The organism is Affinundibacterium nitidum (genome assembly GCF_014284155.1).
GTDB classification, from domain to species: domain Bacteria; phylum Pseudomonadota; class Gammaproteobacteria; order Burkholderiales; family Burkholderiaceae_D; genus Undibacterium; species Undibacterium nitidum.
The window spans coordinates 43,097-59,858 of the sequence record NZ_JACOFZ010000007.1; the positions used below are offsets into that span (position 1 = coordinate 43,097).

24 protein-coding genes are annotated in these 16,762 nt (G+C 46.8%); 4 read left to right on the plus strand and 20 right to left on the minus strand.

Translation table 11 applies throughout. The features are described from left to right. Positions 1-14 precede the first annotated feature (14 nt). Positions 15-683 (minus strand): c-type cytochrome, encoded by a 669-nt coding sequence (locus tag H8K36_RS15155; RefSeq protein ID WP_186917427.1) that lies wholly within the window; start codon positions 681-683, stop codon positions 15-17. 242 nt (positions 684-925) lie between these two features. On the opposite strand from H8K36_RS15155, the gene yihA reads away from it, so the two are divergent. From yihA to sbcB, 4 genes are all read left to right on the plus strand, one after another. Then, positions 926-1,648 (plus strand): ribosome biogenesis GTP-binding protein YihA/YsxC, encoded by a 723-nt coding sequence (gene yihA, locus H8K36_RS15160; RefSeq protein WP_186917426.1) that lies wholly within the window; start codon positions 926-928, stop codon positions 1,646-1,648. A 206-nt stretch (positions 1,649-1,854) separates the two neighbouring features. After that, positions 1,855-2,865, plus strand: a complete 1,011-nt coding sequence (gene hemB / locus H8K36_RS15165) for a porphobilinogen synthase (RefSeq protein WP_186917425.1) — start codon at positions 1,855-1,857, stop codon at positions 2,863-2,865. A 74-nt stretch (positions 2,866-2,939) separates the two neighbouring features. Beyond that, entirely contained in the window at positions 2,940-4,118 is a 1,179-nt protein-coding gene (locus tag H8K36_RS15170) for a magnesium transporter CorA family protein (protein ID WP_186917424.1), read from the plus strand. Positions 4,119-4,159: 41 nt separating this feature from the next. Beyond that, complete coding sequence (sbcB, locus tag H8K36_RS15175; protein ID WP_186917423.1) at positions 4,160-5,605, plus strand: exodeoxyribonuclease I; 1,446 nt, start codon at positions 4,160-4,162, stop codon at positions 5,603-5,605. 62 nt (positions 5,606-5,667) lie between these two features. On the opposite strand, the gene dsbD is transcribed toward sbcB, so the two are convergent. The 19 genes from dsbD to rplN all read right to left on the minus strand — a co-directional run bounded on the left by dsbD (position 5,668) and on the right by rplN (position 16,719). Further along, positions 5,668-7,467, minus strand: coding sequence for a protein-disulfide reductase DsbD (gene dsbD, locus H8K36_RS15180; RefSeq protein ID WP_255423139.1), 1,800 nt, complete (start codon positions 7,465-7,467; stop codon positions 5,668-5,670). 183 nt (positions 7,468-7,650) lie between these two features. Beyond that, entirely contained in the window at positions 7,651-8,049 is a 399-nt protein-coding gene (gene rplQ / locus H8K36_RS15185; RefSeq protein WP_186917422.1) for a 50S ribosomal protein L17, read from the minus strand. A 132-nt stretch (positions 8,050-8,181) separates the two neighbouring features. Then, entirely contained in the window at positions 8,182-9,159 is a 978-nt protein-coding gene (locus H8K36_RS15190) for a DNA-directed RNA polymerase subunit alpha (RefSeq protein ID WP_186917421.1), read from the minus strand. 103 nt (positions 9,160-9,262) lie between these two features. Further along, positions 9,263-9,886 (minus strand): 30S ribosomal protein S4, encoded by a 624-nt coding sequence (rpsD, locus tag H8K36_RS15195; protein ID WP_186917420.1) that lies wholly within the window; start codon positions 9,884-9,886, stop codon positions 9,263-9,265. 184 nt (positions 9,887-10,070) lie between these two features. After that, positions 10,071-10,475, minus strand: a complete 405-nt coding sequence (rpsK, locus tag H8K36_RS15200; protein WP_186892601.1) for a 30S ribosomal protein S11 — start codon at positions 10,473-10,475, stop codon at positions 10,071-10,073. A 29-nt stretch (positions 10,476-10,504) separates the two neighbouring features. Further along, positions 10,505-10,870, minus strand: a complete 366-nt coding sequence (gene rpsM, locus H8K36_RS15205) for a 30S ribosomal protein S13 (RefSeq protein ID WP_186917419.1) — start codon at positions 10,868-10,870, stop codon at positions 10,505-10,507. Positions 10,871-10,897: 27 nt separating this feature from the next. Beyond that, a complete protein-coding gene (gene rpmJ / locus H8K36_RS15210; protein WP_014004415.1) occupies positions 10,898-11,011 on the minus strand; it encodes a 50S ribosomal protein L36 in 114 nt (37 codons plus the stop codon). 32 nt (positions 11,012-11,043) lie between these two features. Next, positions 11,044-11,262: a translation initiation factor IF-1 gene (gene infA, locus H8K36_RS15215; RefSeq protein ID WP_005663428.1), complete on the minus strand. Its 219-nt coding sequence runs from the start codon at positions 11,260-11,262 to the stop codon at positions 11,044-11,046. A 24-nt stretch (positions 11,263-11,286) separates the two neighbouring features. Then, a complete protein-coding gene (gene secY, locus H8K36_RS15220; RefSeq protein ID WP_186917418.1) occupies positions 11,287-12,624 on the minus strand; it encodes a preprotein translocase subunit SecY in 1,338 nt (445 codons plus the stop codon). A gap of 34 nt (positions 12,625-12,658) precedes the next feature. Beyond that, positions 12,659-13,090: a 50S ribosomal protein L15 gene (gene rplO, locus H8K36_RS15225; RefSeq protein ID WP_186917417.1), complete on the minus strand. Its 432-nt coding sequence runs from the start codon at positions 13,088-13,090 to the stop codon at positions 12,659-12,661. Between the two features lie 28 nt (positions 13,091-13,118). Beyond that, entirely contained in the window at positions 13,119-13,298 is a 180-nt protein-coding gene (rpmD, locus tag H8K36_RS15230) for a 50S ribosomal protein L30 (RefSeq protein WP_186917416.1), read from the minus strand. A 10-nt stretch (positions 13,299-13,308) separates the two neighbouring features. Then, positions 13,309-13,827, minus strand: coding sequence for a 30S ribosomal protein S5 (rpsE, locus tag H8K36_RS15235; RefSeq protein ID WP_186917415.1), 519 nt, complete (start codon positions 13,825-13,827; stop codon positions 13,309-13,311). Positions 13,828-13,839: 12 nt separating this feature from the next. Then, entirely contained in the window at positions 13,840-14,202 is a 363-nt protein-coding gene (gene rplR, locus H8K36_RS15240; protein ID WP_186917414.1) for a 50S ribosomal protein L18, read from the minus strand. Positions 14,203-14,215: 13 nt separating this feature from the next. Beyond that, positions 14,216-14,749 (minus strand): 50S ribosomal protein L6, encoded by a 534-nt coding sequence (rplF, locus tag H8K36_RS15245; protein ID WP_186917413.1) that lies wholly within the window; start codon positions 14,747-14,749, stop codon positions 14,216-14,218. A 10-nt stretch (positions 14,750-14,759) separates the two neighbouring features. Next, positions 14,760-15,155: a 30S ribosomal protein S8 gene (rpsH, locus tag H8K36_RS15250; protein WP_186892593.1), complete on the minus strand. Its 396-nt coding sequence runs from the start codon at positions 15,153-15,155 to the stop codon at positions 14,760-14,762. A gap of 14 nt (positions 15,156-15,169) precedes the next feature. Further along, complete coding sequence (rpsN, locus tag H8K36_RS15255) at positions 15,170-15,475, minus strand: 30S ribosomal protein S14 (RefSeq protein ID WP_186917412.1); 306 nt, start codon at positions 15,473-15,475, stop codon at positions 15,170-15,172. 7 nt (positions 15,476-15,482) lie between these two features. After that, complete coding sequence (gene rplE, locus H8K36_RS15260; protein ID WP_186917411.1) at positions 15,483-16,022, minus strand: 50S ribosomal protein L5; 540 nt, start codon at positions 16,020-16,022, stop codon at positions 15,483-15,485. Positions 16,023-16,026: 4 nt separating this feature from the next. Beyond that, complete coding sequence (rplX, locus tag H8K36_RS15265) at positions 16,027-16,341, minus strand: 50S ribosomal protein L24 (protein ID WP_186917410.1); 315 nt, start codon at positions 16,339-16,341, stop codon at positions 16,027-16,029. A gap of 9 nt (positions 16,342-16,350) precedes the next feature. Further along, the gene (rplN, locus tag H8K36_RS15270) at positions 16,351-16,719 is read right to left on the minus strand and encodes a 50S ribosomal protein L14 (protein ID WP_006464924.1); all 369 of its coding nucleotides are present in this window, start codon (positions 16,717-16,719) and stop codon (positions 16,351-16,353) included. Between the last annotated feature and the right edge of the window lie 43 nt (positions 16,720-16,762).

Genomic DNA, 16,762 nt, shown 5'->3' on the forward strand with positions numbered 1-16,762 from the left:
GCAAATAATGGCGATTATTTCAAACCAGCGATGTAATCAGCAACGGCTTTCATTTCTTCTTCAGACATGCGTTTCGCGATGGTCACCATTTGTGGGCTGTTTGCGCGTGTACCTTTGCTGAAGTTCGCCAACTGCGCCACGGTGTAGTCTTGATGTTGGCCAGCCAAACGTGGGAACTGAGCTGGAATACCAGCACCGTTCGGGCTGTGGCAGCCAGCACATGCTGGAACGTTTTTCTCAGCGATACCCGCGCGGTAGATTTTCTTACCTAATTCAACGATATCTTTATTTTTCGCAGCACCCGCTTTTGGCTTCTGTGTTGCCAAGAATGCAGCAACATTTTTCATATCTTCCGCCGTCATTGCTTTTGCAAATGTGGTCATGACTGGGTTGTTGCGCGCTGGCGTCGTGAAATCTGTCAATTGTTTGACAACATAGGCTTCGTGCTGACCAGACAATTTTGGATTAACGGTGATCGTCGAATTACCTGCTGCACCATGGCAAGAAACGCATGCTACCAAACCACGTGCTGCATCACCGCTGGTGTACAGAGCTTCACCTTTGCTCGCGTCTGCTTTCGCTGGTTTAGCTGTTTCGTTGGCATAAGCAACAGAAACCATGGAAGAAGCCGCTAAAGCGATGACGCTAAGGGACTTAGAAAATGATAAAAATGCACGGTTCATTCAAACACCTTGAGACTGAAAATTGGAAATCGGTTCTGTTGGAGCATACGATGTACGTGACCAGCTCTAAATCTTGATTGAGCCCACGTAGCTAACCCCTTATTGTACAATAGCTTTTGTGGAAATGTTGAGGTATTCCAAGTCAATTGACGCTAGGAAACCTCACTTTTCAGGCTGAAATGAACAGTTTCCGCCTTACTTTTTGCAGTTTCATGCTGTTTTCATCAAGATTGGCCCCTCCTATGTCTATCCTTTGGCAAGCGCGTTTTTTTACGACAGTCAATCATTTGCGAGATCTTCCTAGCCTCAACGTTCCTGAAGTGGCGTTCGCAGGTCGCTCTAACGCTGGCAAGTCGACTGCCATCAATATTTTGTGCAACCAGAAAAAACTCTGCTTTGCCTCAAAGACGCCTGGTCGTACCCAGCACATCAACTTTTTCTCAATTGGTGGTGCGCACGTCGGGCAACACCGTAAAGATGAGACTATACAAGAAGAAATTCGCGCCATGCTGGTTGACCTTCCTGGCTATGGCTATGCCGAAGTTCCAGGTGCAGCAAAGAATCATTGGAATGTCTTGTTGGGTTCCTACGTGCAAAAGCGCGATCAACTAGCGGCTTTGATCTTGATCATGGATTCACGTCGCCCGTTCACCGATCTCGACCGACAAATGTTAGAGTGGTTCGCACCGACTGGCCGCCCAGTACATTGTTTACTCACCAAAGCAGACAAACTTAATCGCAATGAAGCCACCAATGCTTTGCGTTTAGCGAAAACCGTACTGGCGAGTTATGTCGATGCCAACGGCACACCGTATCCATTTACAGCACAATTGTTTTCCGCTCTAAAACGGACAGGGATTGAGGAAGCCGATTCTAAGATCAGAGAGCTAACAGGTCTCGATATCGATCTCGATGCAATCGAAGACACTGAAACGTCAGCTGTGGAAGGCAAGCAGGAAAACTAAATTTGCAATGAAGAAAGTTTTATTGCAGATCGAGTAGCGAAAAGTAAAAAATCCCCAGCACCAAAGATGCTGGGGCAAAAAAACGCCTATCGAATGGGAACAAGAGGCGCCCCGCTTAGGGAGGACCAGCGGTAAGCATATTGCCTATTCCTAAGAGCACAAAAGGTAAGAAAAGTTTCATAAACCACGACATTTTTTTATTACTTATGACCATCAATTCGTCCGCCCCATTTCCCGCCATTCGTATGCGTCGTATGCGCCGCGATACTTTTTCTCGCAATTTAATGCGCGAAAACCATGTTACCGCTTCTGATTTGATCTATCCCGTATTCATCGTCGATGGGGAAAATCGCGTTGAGCCCGTGGTATCGATGCCAGGCGTAGAACGCATGTCTCTCGATAAACTGTTGGAAGTGGCGAAAGATTGCGTTCAACTTGGCATCCCTGTAATGGCCCTATTTCCATCGATTGATCAGTCTCTCAAGACCGAAGACGGTATTGAAGCAACTAACCCTGAGGGTTTGATTCCTCGCGCCATTCGCGCTCTGAAACAAACTTGCCCAGAGCTTGGCATTTTGACTGATATCGCGCTCGATCCTTACACCAGCCACGGTCAAGATGGCTTGATCGATGAAACGGGCTATGTCTTGAATGATGAAACAACAGCGATGTTAGTGCGCCAAGCGTTAACCCATGCCGCAGCTGGCGCTGACATCGTCGCTCCTAGCGATATGATGGATGGCCGCATTGGTGCGATTCGGGAAGCTTTGGAAAGTAACGGCTTTATTTACACTCGCATCATGGCCTACTCAGCAAAATATGCTTCCGCATTTTATGGCCCTTTCCGTGACGCGGTCGGTTCTTCTGGCAATCTCGGTAAGAGCAACAAAGCCAATTATCAAATGGACCCTGCCAACAGTAACGAGGCTTTGCGTGAGGTTGCCTTGGATTTGGCAGAAGGTGCCGATATGGTGATGGTAAAACCAGGCATGCCTTATCTCGACATTGTGCGTCGTGTGAAAGATGAATTCAAAGTGCCGACCTTCGCTTACCAAGTGAGCGGCGAGTACGCCATGATCAAAGCAGCATCGATCAACGGTTGGATCGATCATGACAAAACCATGATGGAAGCGATCTTGGCCTTCAAACGTGCCGGTGCGGATGGTATCTTGACCTATTTCGCAAGAGATGTAGCGCGTTTATTGCAAACCAAGTAAGCTTTGATTTTGCCTGCTGTTGCGCACCCAGCGTGCAGCGGGCACTTTGATCAAACTCTTACGAAGTGTGCTGGATGGAAATTTTCTACATAAGTGAATCGCAAGTAGTGCTCAACACTGCGCACGAAGTTCCCGCCGCAGAATCAGCGACTAACTCACCTTCAAACCCTTCTGGCAACGGCAACCATTACAGCAGTGAGTTACCACTCGATGAGAGCTGCCGTTTTTTGTGGCTGGATGTGACCCATGAAGAAGTCGCCGCCAACCCTGAAGCTTGGCGTGATGAAGTCGAAAAAATCACAGGCATTCGTCTTTATGACCTGCATCTCAAGGATGTGATTAATCTGACGCATCCATCGTATTTTGATGCGACTCAAGATTACGAACTTGTCGTCTTTCAAAAATTGGCGCTGCATAGTGAAGCGCCTACGAACACTGAGCCAAATTCACGCAAGATTCCTGCGGCTTTAAACAAGCTTCAGACCTTACCTATTTCTTTTCTACTCTTTGGGACTGCACTCGTCACCGTACGAGGAAAAAACAGCCGCACCATTGAAGCGACTCGCCAACGTTTACTGGCCTACAAACCCAAAAGCGAAAACAATAGTCATGCGAGTCGCCTACCGACATCACCCGAAGATTTGATGTTACGTATGTTGAACGCCATGGTCGATCAATATCTCGACCTACGTCAGCCATTAACAAATCAACTCGATCGCTGGCAACACGCCTTACTCGATCCACGTAAGCCTTTCAATAATTGGATCGCCCTACTCGATTCGCGTATCGAGATACGCAAGCTCGATCACCTGTGTGAAGAACAATACGATGCCCTGCAGGAATTACGCGATCATTTGATCGACACCTATGACGGCAATGCAGAACACCATAGCCGCGCCAAAGATTTACTGTTGGTACGAATTAATGATGTGATGGAACACGTCAATCGCGTGTTAAACCATGCGAGACGTTTAGAAGCCTCGTTGGAGTCGTCAGTGCAAATTCACTTCGCGGCGATGGCACATCGTACCAGTGACATCATGCGTTGGCTGACGGTGATTACGGCTTTGTTCATGCCTCTCACTTTGTTGACCGGGATTTTCGGGATGAACTTTGCGAAGATGCCATTACTGGCGGATGAATCTGGTTTTTGGAAAGTAATCGGCGGTATGGTGGCGATTGTCGTCGTGCTAGTGATCGTATTCGTCAAATTGCGTTACTTTGGCGAACGTGAACGGCGCCGTCTCGATTAACACCGTATTACCGATTTAAAATTATCCACCAAGCTCTCATCATGCAAACACATAGCTTCCTTTGGCACGATTACGAAACCTTCGGCGCGATCGCACGACGTGACCGACCAGCCCAATTTGCTGCCATTCGCACCGATGCGGAGCTTAACGAAATCGGCGAAGAGATCAATATATTCTGTAAACCAGCAAATGATTTTTTGCCTGATCCTCAATCCTGTTTGATCACCCATATCACGCCGCAACAATGTCTAGAGCAAGGCCTGCCAGAGTATCAATTTGCGGCGCAAGTCGAACAAGCATTGGCCGCGAGCGGCACGATCGGCGTCGGGTATAACACGATTCGTTTTGATGATGAAATCACTCGCTTTATGTTTTGGCGTAACTTGATCGATCCGTATGCACGTGAATGGCAAAACCAATGTGGACGTTGGGACATCATGGACATGCTGCGCACTTGCTACGCTCTTCGTCCTGAGGGAATTAATTGGCCCTTGAACGAAGAAGGGAAGCCCAGCTTTAGGCTCGAACACTTAACCGCAGCCAATGGCATTGCCCATGAAGCAGCGCATGATGCTTTGTCTGACGTAAGAGCGACGATCGCCTTGGCTCGCTTAGTTAAACAGAAACAACCTAAGCTATTCGATTTCTGCTTCGCTCTACACAAGAAGGAAAAAGCTGCGAGTGAACTTGGTTTACCTTTATTGGGCAAGCCATTCTTGCATGTATCAGGCATGTTCAATACGAGCTATGGTTGTCTTGCAGTGATGTGGCCACTTGCTGTGCATCCGAAAAACAAAAACGAGATCATCGCTTGGGACTTACGCTTCGATCCGCAAGAACTCGTAGGTCTTGATGTCGCGGAAATTCAATTACGTATGTTCAGCAAAACGGATGCGCTTCCTGAAGGAGTTAGTCGGCTACCTGTTAAGAGCATACATCTGAATAAGTCGCCTATCGTCATCGGCAACTTGAAGACATTGAGTGCAGAAATGGCCACTCGCTGGCAAATCGATCTCGACCAAGTTCAAACATACGCCGAGCGTGCCGTGCAACTTTCCCAGTCGGGAGAGTTGACGAGCGATTTCTGGTCACAAGTCTATGCGCGCCCTGAAATGGAAGCCGCTGATGTCGATGAAGATCTGTATGGAGGATTCATAGGCACAGGTGATAGGCGTATCCTGAATGATTTGCGCCAAATGGACGCCTCGCAGTTACAAAAAGCGAAACCTCACTTCCAAGACGAACGGCTAGGCGAGTTATTCTTCCGCTACAAGGCACGCAACTTCCCTCAGACTTTGGCCGCAGATGAACGACTGCAATGGGAAGAACATCGGATCGCACGTTTGATCCATGGAGAGGCCCAGGCGCGATCCGTGGAAAGCTACTTTAATCAAATTGATTTCCTATCTGAGACCGCCGATGAAGAAACGCAAGAGATTCTCGGTGCTCTATACGATTATGCAGAGCTAGTCGTACCCGTACAATAAAAAAGGCGACCTAGTCGCCTTTTTTCTAGCACTCGCATCATCAACCCACTTAACTACCACTCTTAAGGTGCATCAACTGAGTTTAAAGACTGCAAGAACTTATCCGCATTTTGATAACCAATCACGCGCTTACCTTCCAGCTCTTTCCCCGCTTTATCGAAGAAGATAATGCCTGGTGGCCCAAACAATCCGAACCGTTTTAGGAGTGCTTTGTCTTCAGCATTGTTCGCCGTCACATCGACTTGCAACAACACCATTTGATCCAGCTTCGCTTTCACGCGAGGTTCAACAAAAGTTAACTTTTCCATTTCTTTGCAAGACACGCACCAATCCGCGTAGAAATCAAACATCACGATCTTACCTGCAGATTGTTGAAGGACCGCATCGAGCTCAGCACTGGATTTGACACGTTGAAATTGCACGTGCACGGCATTGCCGGTGAGATGTGCCAAAGGTGAGAATACATCGCGCCCTCCGGTTGAGACGCCTGCAAGTTGTATCGCCCCAAGAATGAAGAACACCCCTGCAACGAACTTAGAAAACAATTTACCTTTGTAGAAGAAGGCTTGGTAGACCGCATAAGAGATCAACAGCGCGGCCCATGCAATCATTTGGACCGCAGCTGGCAAAACTGGGGATACCATCCAAATCGCCATCGCCAGCATCAAGACGCCAAAGAAGCGTTTGATCTGCTCCATCCACACACCTGCACGAGGCAAGAGACTACCCGCCGACATACCAACCAACAAGAGCGGGACGCCCATACCCATCGCCATCGCAAACAAAGCACTACCACCAACAACCACATCACGTGTTTGGCTGATGTACACCAAAGCACCTGCTAAGGGCGCCGCTACACAGGGGCCCACAATCAATGCTGAAATGGCTCCCATCAAAAACACGCCAGCCATCTTGCCGTTTCTTTGTCCTTCGGAAAACATACTCAACTTCGTTTGGATCGCGGCAGGCACTTGAAGCTGGTAGACGTTAAACATCGAGAGTGACAACAACACCATCAGACCCGCAAACGAAGACAGTACCCAAGGGTTCTGTAAAGCGGCAGCGAGACCTTCGCCCAGTAACCCAGCACTGACACCCAATGCGGTGTAGACCAAGGCCATGCCGAGAACATAGCTAAGTGATAAGAAGAAGCCACGACTCCTTTTAATTGCCGCCCCCTCACCAACAATGATGAATGAGAGAATCGGTACCATAGGGAGGACACAGGGCGTAAAAGAAAGACCCAAACCCAAAACAAAAAACAGAGGAATGATCAACACCAAACGTCCACTTTTCAAGGTGCTGGCGATACCCGAAGACTCCGTTTCCGCGGGCGCTTGAGCATTCTGCACGTTAACTGAAGTTTGTGTCGGGATAGCAGAAGCAATGCTAATCGGAATCACTAAGTCCATAGGTGGATAGCACAAGCCAGCATCAGCACAACCTTGCTGCGTTAGTTTTAATTTAAAATCCGAGTTCGCGACCACGGGGATTTCAAGTGTTAATTGGTCGTGATAGGTCTCGACATCTTTCTCGAAGGTCTCATCATACTTAATCTTCCCGCGCGGGAAATCGAATTGCCCCAAACTTGCGCCTTCAGCACCAAACTTAAACCGTTCGCGATAGAGGTAGTAGCCTTTGGCAATCGTAAAATCGATGCGCAGCTTATCTTTTGCCACCATCTTAGCATCAACTTTGAAAGCCACTGCTGGGTCGAGGAAATCATCCGCATTCGCTGGCGCAACAAAGCTTAGGCTACCGATTGCCATCAAAAACGCGAGGGCCAGCACAAAATAGCGACTTAGGATGCCGTTGAGCGTTGAGATAGGAGCGAGATTAAATATGATTACGGGAGTCATCATGATGAGGAAAGACTGTTCAAGAACTCACATCTTAACCGAAGTGCCGATAGATTGCGCATGACTCTGAGGATTGGCAACATCTTTGAAGAAACCAGCACCCATAGTCATTAATGGCCGACCATAAATAAAAAAGCCGTTCAATACATGAACGGCTTTCTTTGCGAATAAAGCTTAAAGCGGTGCTTATTCTTCTACTGTTGGTGCATCAGCTGCATCAGTAACTTCTGGACGATCCAACAGTTCTACGTATGCCATAGGTGCATTGTCGCCAACGCGGAAACCCATTTTCAAGATACGCAGGTAACCACCGTTACGATTTGCAAAACGTGGGCCCAATTCCGCGAACAGTTTTTGAACGATTTCACGATCGCGCAAACGGTTGAATGCCAAACGTTTGTTTGCCAATGTGTCAGTTTTTGCCAAAGTCAAAATTGGCTCAACTACGCGGCGCAATTCTTTTGCTTTTGGCAAAGTTGTTTTGATCGCTTCGTGACGCAACAAAGAAACTGTCATGTTGCGCAACATTGCTAAACGATGGGATGATGTACGATTCAGCTTACGTAAGCCGTGACGATGACGCATGGTACTTCCTTTCAATATGTTTAAAAATTCCAGTTCTTCTATCGTCAAACCATTTGACGCGGACCGGTAATGTCTTCCTACTCACCTACACCATCGACCACGCAATAGCGTGATCGATGTTCAATCAATTAATTACTTCTCTAAACCAGCTGGTGGCCAGTTTTCGAGTTTCATACCCAAAGACAAACCACGAGATGCCAACACTTCTTTGATTTCGTTCAAAGACTTGCGACCCAAATTTGGTGTCTTGAGCAGTTCATTTTCACTACGTTGGATCAAATCACCGATGTAGTAAATATTTTCAGCTTTCAAGCAGTTTGCAGAACGTACTGTCAATTCCAAATCATCGACTGGACGCAACAATACTGGATCAACCGCTGGTGCGCGAGATGGCGCTTCAGCAGCAGCTTCTGTGCCTTCCAATGCAGCGAATACGTGCAATTGATCTACCAACACGCGAGCAGATTGACGAATCGCTTCTTCTGGAGTGATCACACCATTTGTTTCGATGTTGATGATCAATTTGTCCAAGTCAGTACGTTGTTCAACGCGAGCAGACTCAACAGAATAAGAAACACGACGTACTGGGGAGAACGAAGCATCCAAAATGATACGACCAATTGTTTTGTTCGCGTCTTCAGACAAGCGACGTACGTTACCTGGAACGTAACCACGGCCTTTTTCCACTTTGATCTGCATGTCCAACTTGCCGCCAGCAGTCAAATTTGCAATCACGTGATCCGGATTGATTAATTCAACATTATGTGGCAACTCGATATCAGAAGCTAAAACAGCGCCTTCGCCTTCTTTTTTCAAAGTCAAAGTCACGTCATCACGTTCATGCAACTTGAAAACCACGCCCTTCAAGTTCAACAAGATATCAACGACGTCTTCTTGTACGCCATCGAGTGTCGAATATTCGTGAACCACGCCAGCAATCGTGACTTCTGTTGGCGCGTAACCAACCATAGAAGACAACAAAACGCGACGCAAAGAGTTACCCAAAGTATGACCAAAACCGCGTTCGAACGGTTCCATCACAACTTTCGCTGAGCCAGGGCCCAACATTTCGACATCGATAATACGAGGCTTAAACAGATTGTTTTGCATGATTTGTCCTTTTCAATACCCTCGGCTCGTTACACCGATAAGGCTGATGGCAAAAAGAAAAAAGCCTGCCCATCGTAAAATGGGCAGGCGGTGAAACTTAATATTAACGAGAATACAATTCAACGATCAGGGATTCGTTGACATCGTGAGCGATGTCGCTACGATCTGGCATACCTTTGAAAGTACCTTCCATCTTCTTGGCATCAACAGACACCCAAGATGGCATACCGATTTGCTCTGCCAAAGACAATGCTTCAACGATACGTGTTTGTTTTTTGGATTTTTCACGAACAGCAACTACATCACCAGCTTTTACTTGGTAAGAAGCAATGTTCACAACAATACCGTTAACAGTGAATGCTTTATGGCTAACTAATTGACGCGCTTCTGCACGTGTTGAGCCGAAACCCATACGGTATGCAACGTTATCCAAACGAGATTCCAACAATTTCAACAGTGTTTCGCCTGTGTTGCCTTTTTGACGATCAGCTTCTGCGAAATAACGACGGAATTGACGTTCCAAAACGCCATACATACGTTTGACTTTTTGTTTTTCACGCAATTGATTACCGAAGTCAGATGTACGTGCGCCAGATTTTGCGCCGTGTTGACCTGGTTTTACATCTAATTTGCATTTGGAGTCCAAAGAGCGACGTGCGCTTTTCAGAAACAGATCCGTGCCTTCGCGACGGGATAATTTTGCTTTTGGTCCGATATAACGTGCCACAATAATTTCCTTTGTAAATGACGCAAGCGTTCGCCTGCGCTAGTCTGATCTACCTGCTATCAAACAGTGGTCTTAAAAAAACGAATAACAATTCTAAAGAACAAAACCCACCAATTGAATTGGCGGGCTGCATTCTAGCACGAATGCCAGAATTTCCAAAGCTTAGCTCACGCTAAGCTAAGTATTAGATACGACGACGCTTTGGAGGACGGCAGCCGTTGTGTGGAACTGGCGTAACGTCTTGAATCAAAGAGATCTTGATACCCAAATTATTCAAAGCACGCACAGAGGACTCACGACCTGGGCCTGGGCCTTTGATACGTACTTCAAGATTTTTGATACCGCATTCTACAGCAACTTTACCAGCTGCTTCTGCCGCAACCTGCGCAGCGAAAGGTGTAGATTTACGAGAGCCTTTAAAACCTTGACCACCAGCAGTTGCCCAAGACAATGCATTGCCTTGACGATCAGTGATCGTGATGATGGTGTTGTTGAAAGATGCGTGAACGTGTGCGATACCTTCAGCAACATTTTTCTTAACTTTTTTACGAGCGCGAGCTGCCGCTGCGTTATTTTGTGCTTTTGCCATAATTGGTTCCTTGAATCCAGCTTACTGGATTATTTCTTCAATGATTGCGCTGCTTTACGTGGGCCTTTACGTGTACGTGCATTAGTACGTGTACGTTGACCACGAACAGGCAAACCTTTGCGATGACGCAGACCGCGGTAGCAGCCTAAGTCCATCAAACGCTTGATGTTCATCGAGATTTCACGACGAAGATCACCTTCAACAACGTATTTTGCAATACTGTCGCGAAGCTTTTCTAACTCGTTGTCGTCCAGATCTTTGACCTTTTTAGTGGTCGGAACACCCGTTGCTGCACAGATATCTGCTGCGCGTGGGCCGCCAATACCATAGATTGCTTGTAAGCCAATTACGGTATGCTGATGATTTGGGATATTAACCCCTGCTATACGTGCCATTCGTTATTCCTCGTTCAATAACGTTAATTAACCTTGGCGCTGTTTATGGCGTGGTTCTGTGCAAATTACACGAACAACACCTTTGCGCTTGATGATCTTGCAGTTGCGGCAAATCCGCTTAACTGATGCGAGAACTTTCATTTTTGCCCTCTTCCCTTCTAGTTCAATTTAATTTACTTGGTCCGGAACACAATACGTGCTCGGCTCAAATCATAAGGCGTCAATTCTACTGTCACCTTATCGCCAGGAAGAATGCGGATATAGTTCATTCGCATTTTTCCTGAAATATGGCCAAGCACAACATGCCCATTTTCCAACTTAACTCGAAATGTTGCATTCGGAAGATTCTCTAGAATCTCTCCCTGCATCTGTATAACGTCGTCTTTTGCCATTCGGTCTGCTGTTCCTCTGAGCGCTTACCGTGAAGGTATGCCGCCCTTGAAATTTGCTTTACGAAGAAGCGATTCGTATTGCTGTGACATAACGTAATTCTGTACTTGCGCCATGAAGTCCATTGTCACTACCACGATAATCAACAGCGAAGTGCCGCCGAAATAAAATGGTACCTTCCAATGAGCGATCAATAATTCTGGCAACAAGCAAACCAGCGAAATGTACATCGCGCCAATCAGCGTCAAACGCATCAAAATCTTATCGATATAACGAGCTGTTTGATCACCAGGACGAATCCCTGGAACAAACGCACCGCTCTTCTTCAAATTGTCTGCTGTTTCTTTACTGTTGAAAACCAACGCTGTATAGAAGAAGCAGAAGAAAATGATCGTTGCTGCATACAACAAAGCATGCATCGGCTCACCCGTAGACAGAGAGCTTGCTAAATCTTGAAGGAAACGAACAAAACCAGATTCCTGATCTTGCGCACCTTTAGCAAACATTCCAGTGATCGTGGCCGGCAACATAATAATTGACGACGCAAAAATCGGAGGAATCACACCGGCCATATTCAATTTCAATGGCAAGTGGCTACTTTGACCACCATAAACCTTATTACCAACTTGGCGCTTTGCGTAGTTAACTAAAATCTTACGTTGACCACGCTCTACGAATACGACCAAGAATGTGACAGCTGCAACCATGACGCAGATTACGATTGCTGAGATTGGTTGCATTGTATTCGTGCTGACCATATCCAGCATACCTGCCAATGCGCCAGGCAAACCAGCCACGATACCAGAAAAAATGATAATCGAGATGCCGTTACCTAGACCGCGCTCAGTAATTTGCTCACCTAACCACATTAAAAACATGGTACCGGTAACCAAAGTTACAACCGTTGTAAATCTGAATGCCATACCTGGATCAAGTACCAAACCTGGCTGGGTTTCGAGTCCGAACGCGATAAAGAAAGCCTGCACCACGCCGAGTACCAAAGTACCGTAACGCGTGTACTGGGTAATCTTACGACGACCCGATTCACCTTCTTTTTTCAACGCTTCAAGCTGAGGGGACACCACTGACATCAACTGCATGATGATACTTGCAGAAATGTAAGGCGTGATACCCAATGCTAAAATCGTAAACTTCGCCAACGCACCGCCTGAAAACATGTTAAACATACCCAAAATACCATTTTGGTTTTGTTTAAAGAGTGTTTCCAGAACAGTTGGATCAATCCCAGGAACAGGTATGTGTGCGCCTATCCTATATACAACCAGTGCACCAAGCAAAAACCACAGTCTTCCCCAAGGAAAACCGCTTGCCGCACTTTTAGTTTGTTGAGGAGATGTTGCCAATTATTGCTCCAGAATTTCGCAATGAATTTCGTTATTAAGCGACTGAGCCGCCAGCAGCTTCGATCGCAGCTTTAGCACCTTTGGTGACGATTAAGCCATTCAAAGTTACTTTCTTAGTGATCTCACCTGACAAAATCACGCGAACAACACGTGCCAAATCAGACACAACACCAGCTTGTTTCAAAGCCAAGATGTCGATTTCTGTTACTGGCAAGTTTTCCAGATCAGACAAACGAACTTCTGCTTTGTAAGGTGTTGCCAAAGATTTAAAACCGCGTTTAGGCAAGCGACGTTGCAAAGGCATTTGACCGCCTTCGAAACCTACTTTATGAAAACCGCCTGTACGGGATTTTTGACCTTTGTGACCACGGCCCGCTGTTTTACCGATACCAGAACCGATACCGCGACCAACACGACGTTTTGCGTGTTTTGCGCCATCAGCTGGTTGGATTGTATTTAATTCCATAATTTGCTCCGATCGCAAACCCTAAGGCTTACGATACAACCTTCACAAGATACGAGACTTTGTTGATCATACCGCGAACAGCTGGTGTGTCTTGCAATTCAGAAACTGAATTTACACGACGCAGACCCAAGCCGCGCACAGTTGCACGATGTGATTCGCGCGTACCGATCAAACCCTTGACCAATTGTACTTTTACTGTTTTAGTCATTGCGATCACCTTAGCCCAAAATTTCTTCAACGGACTTGCCGCGTTTCGCTGCGATCTCAGCTGGAGTACTCATTTTTGCCAAACCATTCAAAGTTGCACGAACCATGTTGTATGGATTTGTGGAACCGTTAGATTTAGCAACAACGTTAGTAACACCCAAAACTTCGAAAATAGCGCGCATTGGACCACCAGCGATCACACCAGTACCTTCTTTAGCTGGAGAGATCATTACTGAAGATGCACCATGCTTACCAATTACGGTATGTTGCAATGTGCCATTCTTCAAAGTAACTTTGATCATTTTGCGACGCGCTTCTTCCATCGCTTTTTGTACGGCCACTGGAACCTCTTTCGACTTTCCTTTGCCCATACCGATACGGCCGTCACCATCACCAACAACTGTCAATGCTGCGAAGCCCATGATACGACCACCCTTAACCACTTTGGTTACACGGTTGATCGCGATCATTTTTTCGCGCATGCCATCATCCGGCTTGTCGGCTGCTGTTTTTGCTTGCATTTTTGCCATGACGAATATTCCTTAGAACTTCAAGCCGGCTTCACGCGCGGCTTCTGCCAACGCCTTCACACGACCGTGGTAACGAAAACCGGAGCGATCAAACGCAACTTCGGTAACTCCTGCTTTCAATGCTTTTTCCGCAACGCGCTTACCAATCAAAGTGGCTGCCGCAGCATTACCACCGTGCTTAGATGCCGTTGCCAATTCTGCACGCACTTCAGCTTCCACTGTAGAAGCAGATGCCAATACTTTGGAATCTGCATCAATGATGCTAGCGTAGATGTGAGAGTTCGTACGGTGCACAGATAAACGTGTGACCTTGAGCTCTGCGATCTTGGCACGGGTTTGAGTCGCGCGGCGCAGACGTGATTGTTTCTTATCCATCGTCTAACCCCTATTACTTCTTCTTGGTTTCTTTAATCACAACCACTTCATCCGCGTAGCGGACACCCTTGCCTTTATAAGGCTCTGGGCTGCGGTATGCACGAACTTCTGCTGCGACCTGACCAACTTGCTGCTTATTCACACCTTTGATGAGAATTTCAGTTGGAGTTGGTGTTGCACATGTCACGCCTTCTGGCATTTGATGTACTACAGGATGAGAAAAACCCAAGGAGAGATTCAGCTTGTCGCCTTGCGCTTGCGCTTTATAACCAACGCCGACCAGCGTCAACTTACGCTCAAAACCTTTAGTAACACCATTCACCATGTTATTGACCAAGGCACGCAATGTACCTGTCATAGCATTAGCTTCACGGCTTTCGTTAGCTGGTTTAAAGTTCAGTGAACCACCTTCGTTAGCAACTGCCACCAAGCCATTCAAACTTTGTGTCAGTACGCCCATTGGACCTTTTACTGTAATCGCTGCTGCTGAGATTGCAACTTCTGCACCTGCTGGCAACGCGATTGGCATTTTACCTACTCGAGACATCTTGCACTCCTTAGGCGACGTAGCAAATAACTTCGCCACCGACACCGGTTGCGCGTGCTTTGCGGTCAGTCATAACGCCCTTAGGTGTGGACACGATGGCCACGCCCAAACCGTTCATTACACTTGGAATCTCGTCTTTACCTTTGTAAATACGAAGACCTGGACGTGATACACGTTCCAAGCGCTCAATAACAGGACGTCCTGCATAATATTTCAAACCGATTTTCAATTCAGATTTACCAGCAGCGTCAACTACTGCGAAATCCTCAATGTAGCCTTCGTCCTTCAGTACGTTTGCAATAGCAACTTTTACCTTAGAGGACGGCATCGCAACAGCAGTCTTTTGAACAACTTGCGCGTTACGGATGCGGGTCAGCATATCGGCGATAGGATCGCTCATACTCATTGCTTATTCTCCTATTACCAGCTAGCTTTAGTCATACCCGGGATTTCACCACGCATGGCGAATTCACGGACTTTAATACGGCCCAAACCGAACTTACGGAATGTTCCACGTGGACGACCTGTCAAAGCGCAACGATTGCGTTGACGAGTCGGGTTTGAATTACGTGGCAATGCCTGCAACTTCAAACGAGCTAAATAACGCTCTTCTTCAGTTTTTGATTGGTCATCAATGATGGCCTTCAATTCGGCGCGTTTGCCAGCGAATTTCTTCACCAAATCTGCACGCTTTTGCTCACGATTAATCAGTGCCAATTTTGCCATGGCGACCTCAGTTTCTGAACGGAAATTTAAATGCGGCGAGAAGCGCTTTTGCTTCTTCGTCGGTCTTAGCTGTTGTAGTGATGCTGATATTCAGACCACGCAACGCGTCAATCTTGTCGTATTCGATCTCAGGGAAAATGATTTGCTCCTTGATACCGATGTTGTAGTTACCACGACCGTCAAATGCGCGACCAGAAACGCCGCGGAAGTCACGTACACGTGGCAAAGCTACAGTAACCAGACGATCCAAGAATTCGTACATATGATTGCCACGCAATGTGACCATACAACCGATTGGATAGCCTTCGCGGATTTTGAAACCAGCGATCGCTTTACGCGCTTTTGTTACGACAGGTTTTTGACCTGCAATCTTTGTCAAATCGCCTACAGCGTGCTCGATAATTTTCTTATCAGCGACAGCTTCGGACAAACCCATATTCAGGGTGATTTTCAAGATGCGAGGAACTTCCATTGGAGACTTGTAAGAGAATTTCTCAGTCAAATCTGCAACGATTTTATCTTTATATAATGCTTGTAGACGGGCCATGACTTTACGCCTTCACAACTTCGCCAGTAGATTTATAGACGCGGACTTTTTTACCATCCACAACTTTAAAACCTACACGGTCTGCTTTGCCAGATGCAGCGTTAAACAACGCAACATTGGAAACATGAATCGGCATCAATTTATCAACGATACCACCAACTGCTCCAGTCATTGGGTTAGGCTTAGTCGCTTTTTTAGCAACGTTCACGCCTGCTACAACAACGTAATCACTGTCGATGCATTGCTGCACTTGACCGCGCTTACCTTTGTCTTTACCCGTCAAGACGATGACTTCGTCGTTTTTACGAATCTTATTCATCACGACCCCTTACAGCACTTCAGGAGCAAGAGAAACGATCTTCATGAAACGCTCAGTACGCAATTCACGCGTTACTGGGCCGAAAATACGTGTTCCGATTGGCTCGAGCTTTGCATTTAACAACACTGCAGCATTGCCGTCGAACTTCACCAAAGAGCCGTCTTGACGACGAACGCCTTTAGCAGTGCGAACCACAACTGCATTGTAAATTTCACCTTTTTTCACGCGACCGCGTGGAGCAGCAGACTTGACTGTTACCTTGATAACGTCACCAATCCCTGCATAACGACGCTTAGAACCGCCCAATACCTTGATGCACAAAACTTCGCGCGCACCAGTATTGTCAGCCACTTCTAGCCGGCTTTCTGTTTGAATCATATTGTTCTCTTTCCCAACTTAATCCACACAATCCGCACATTGC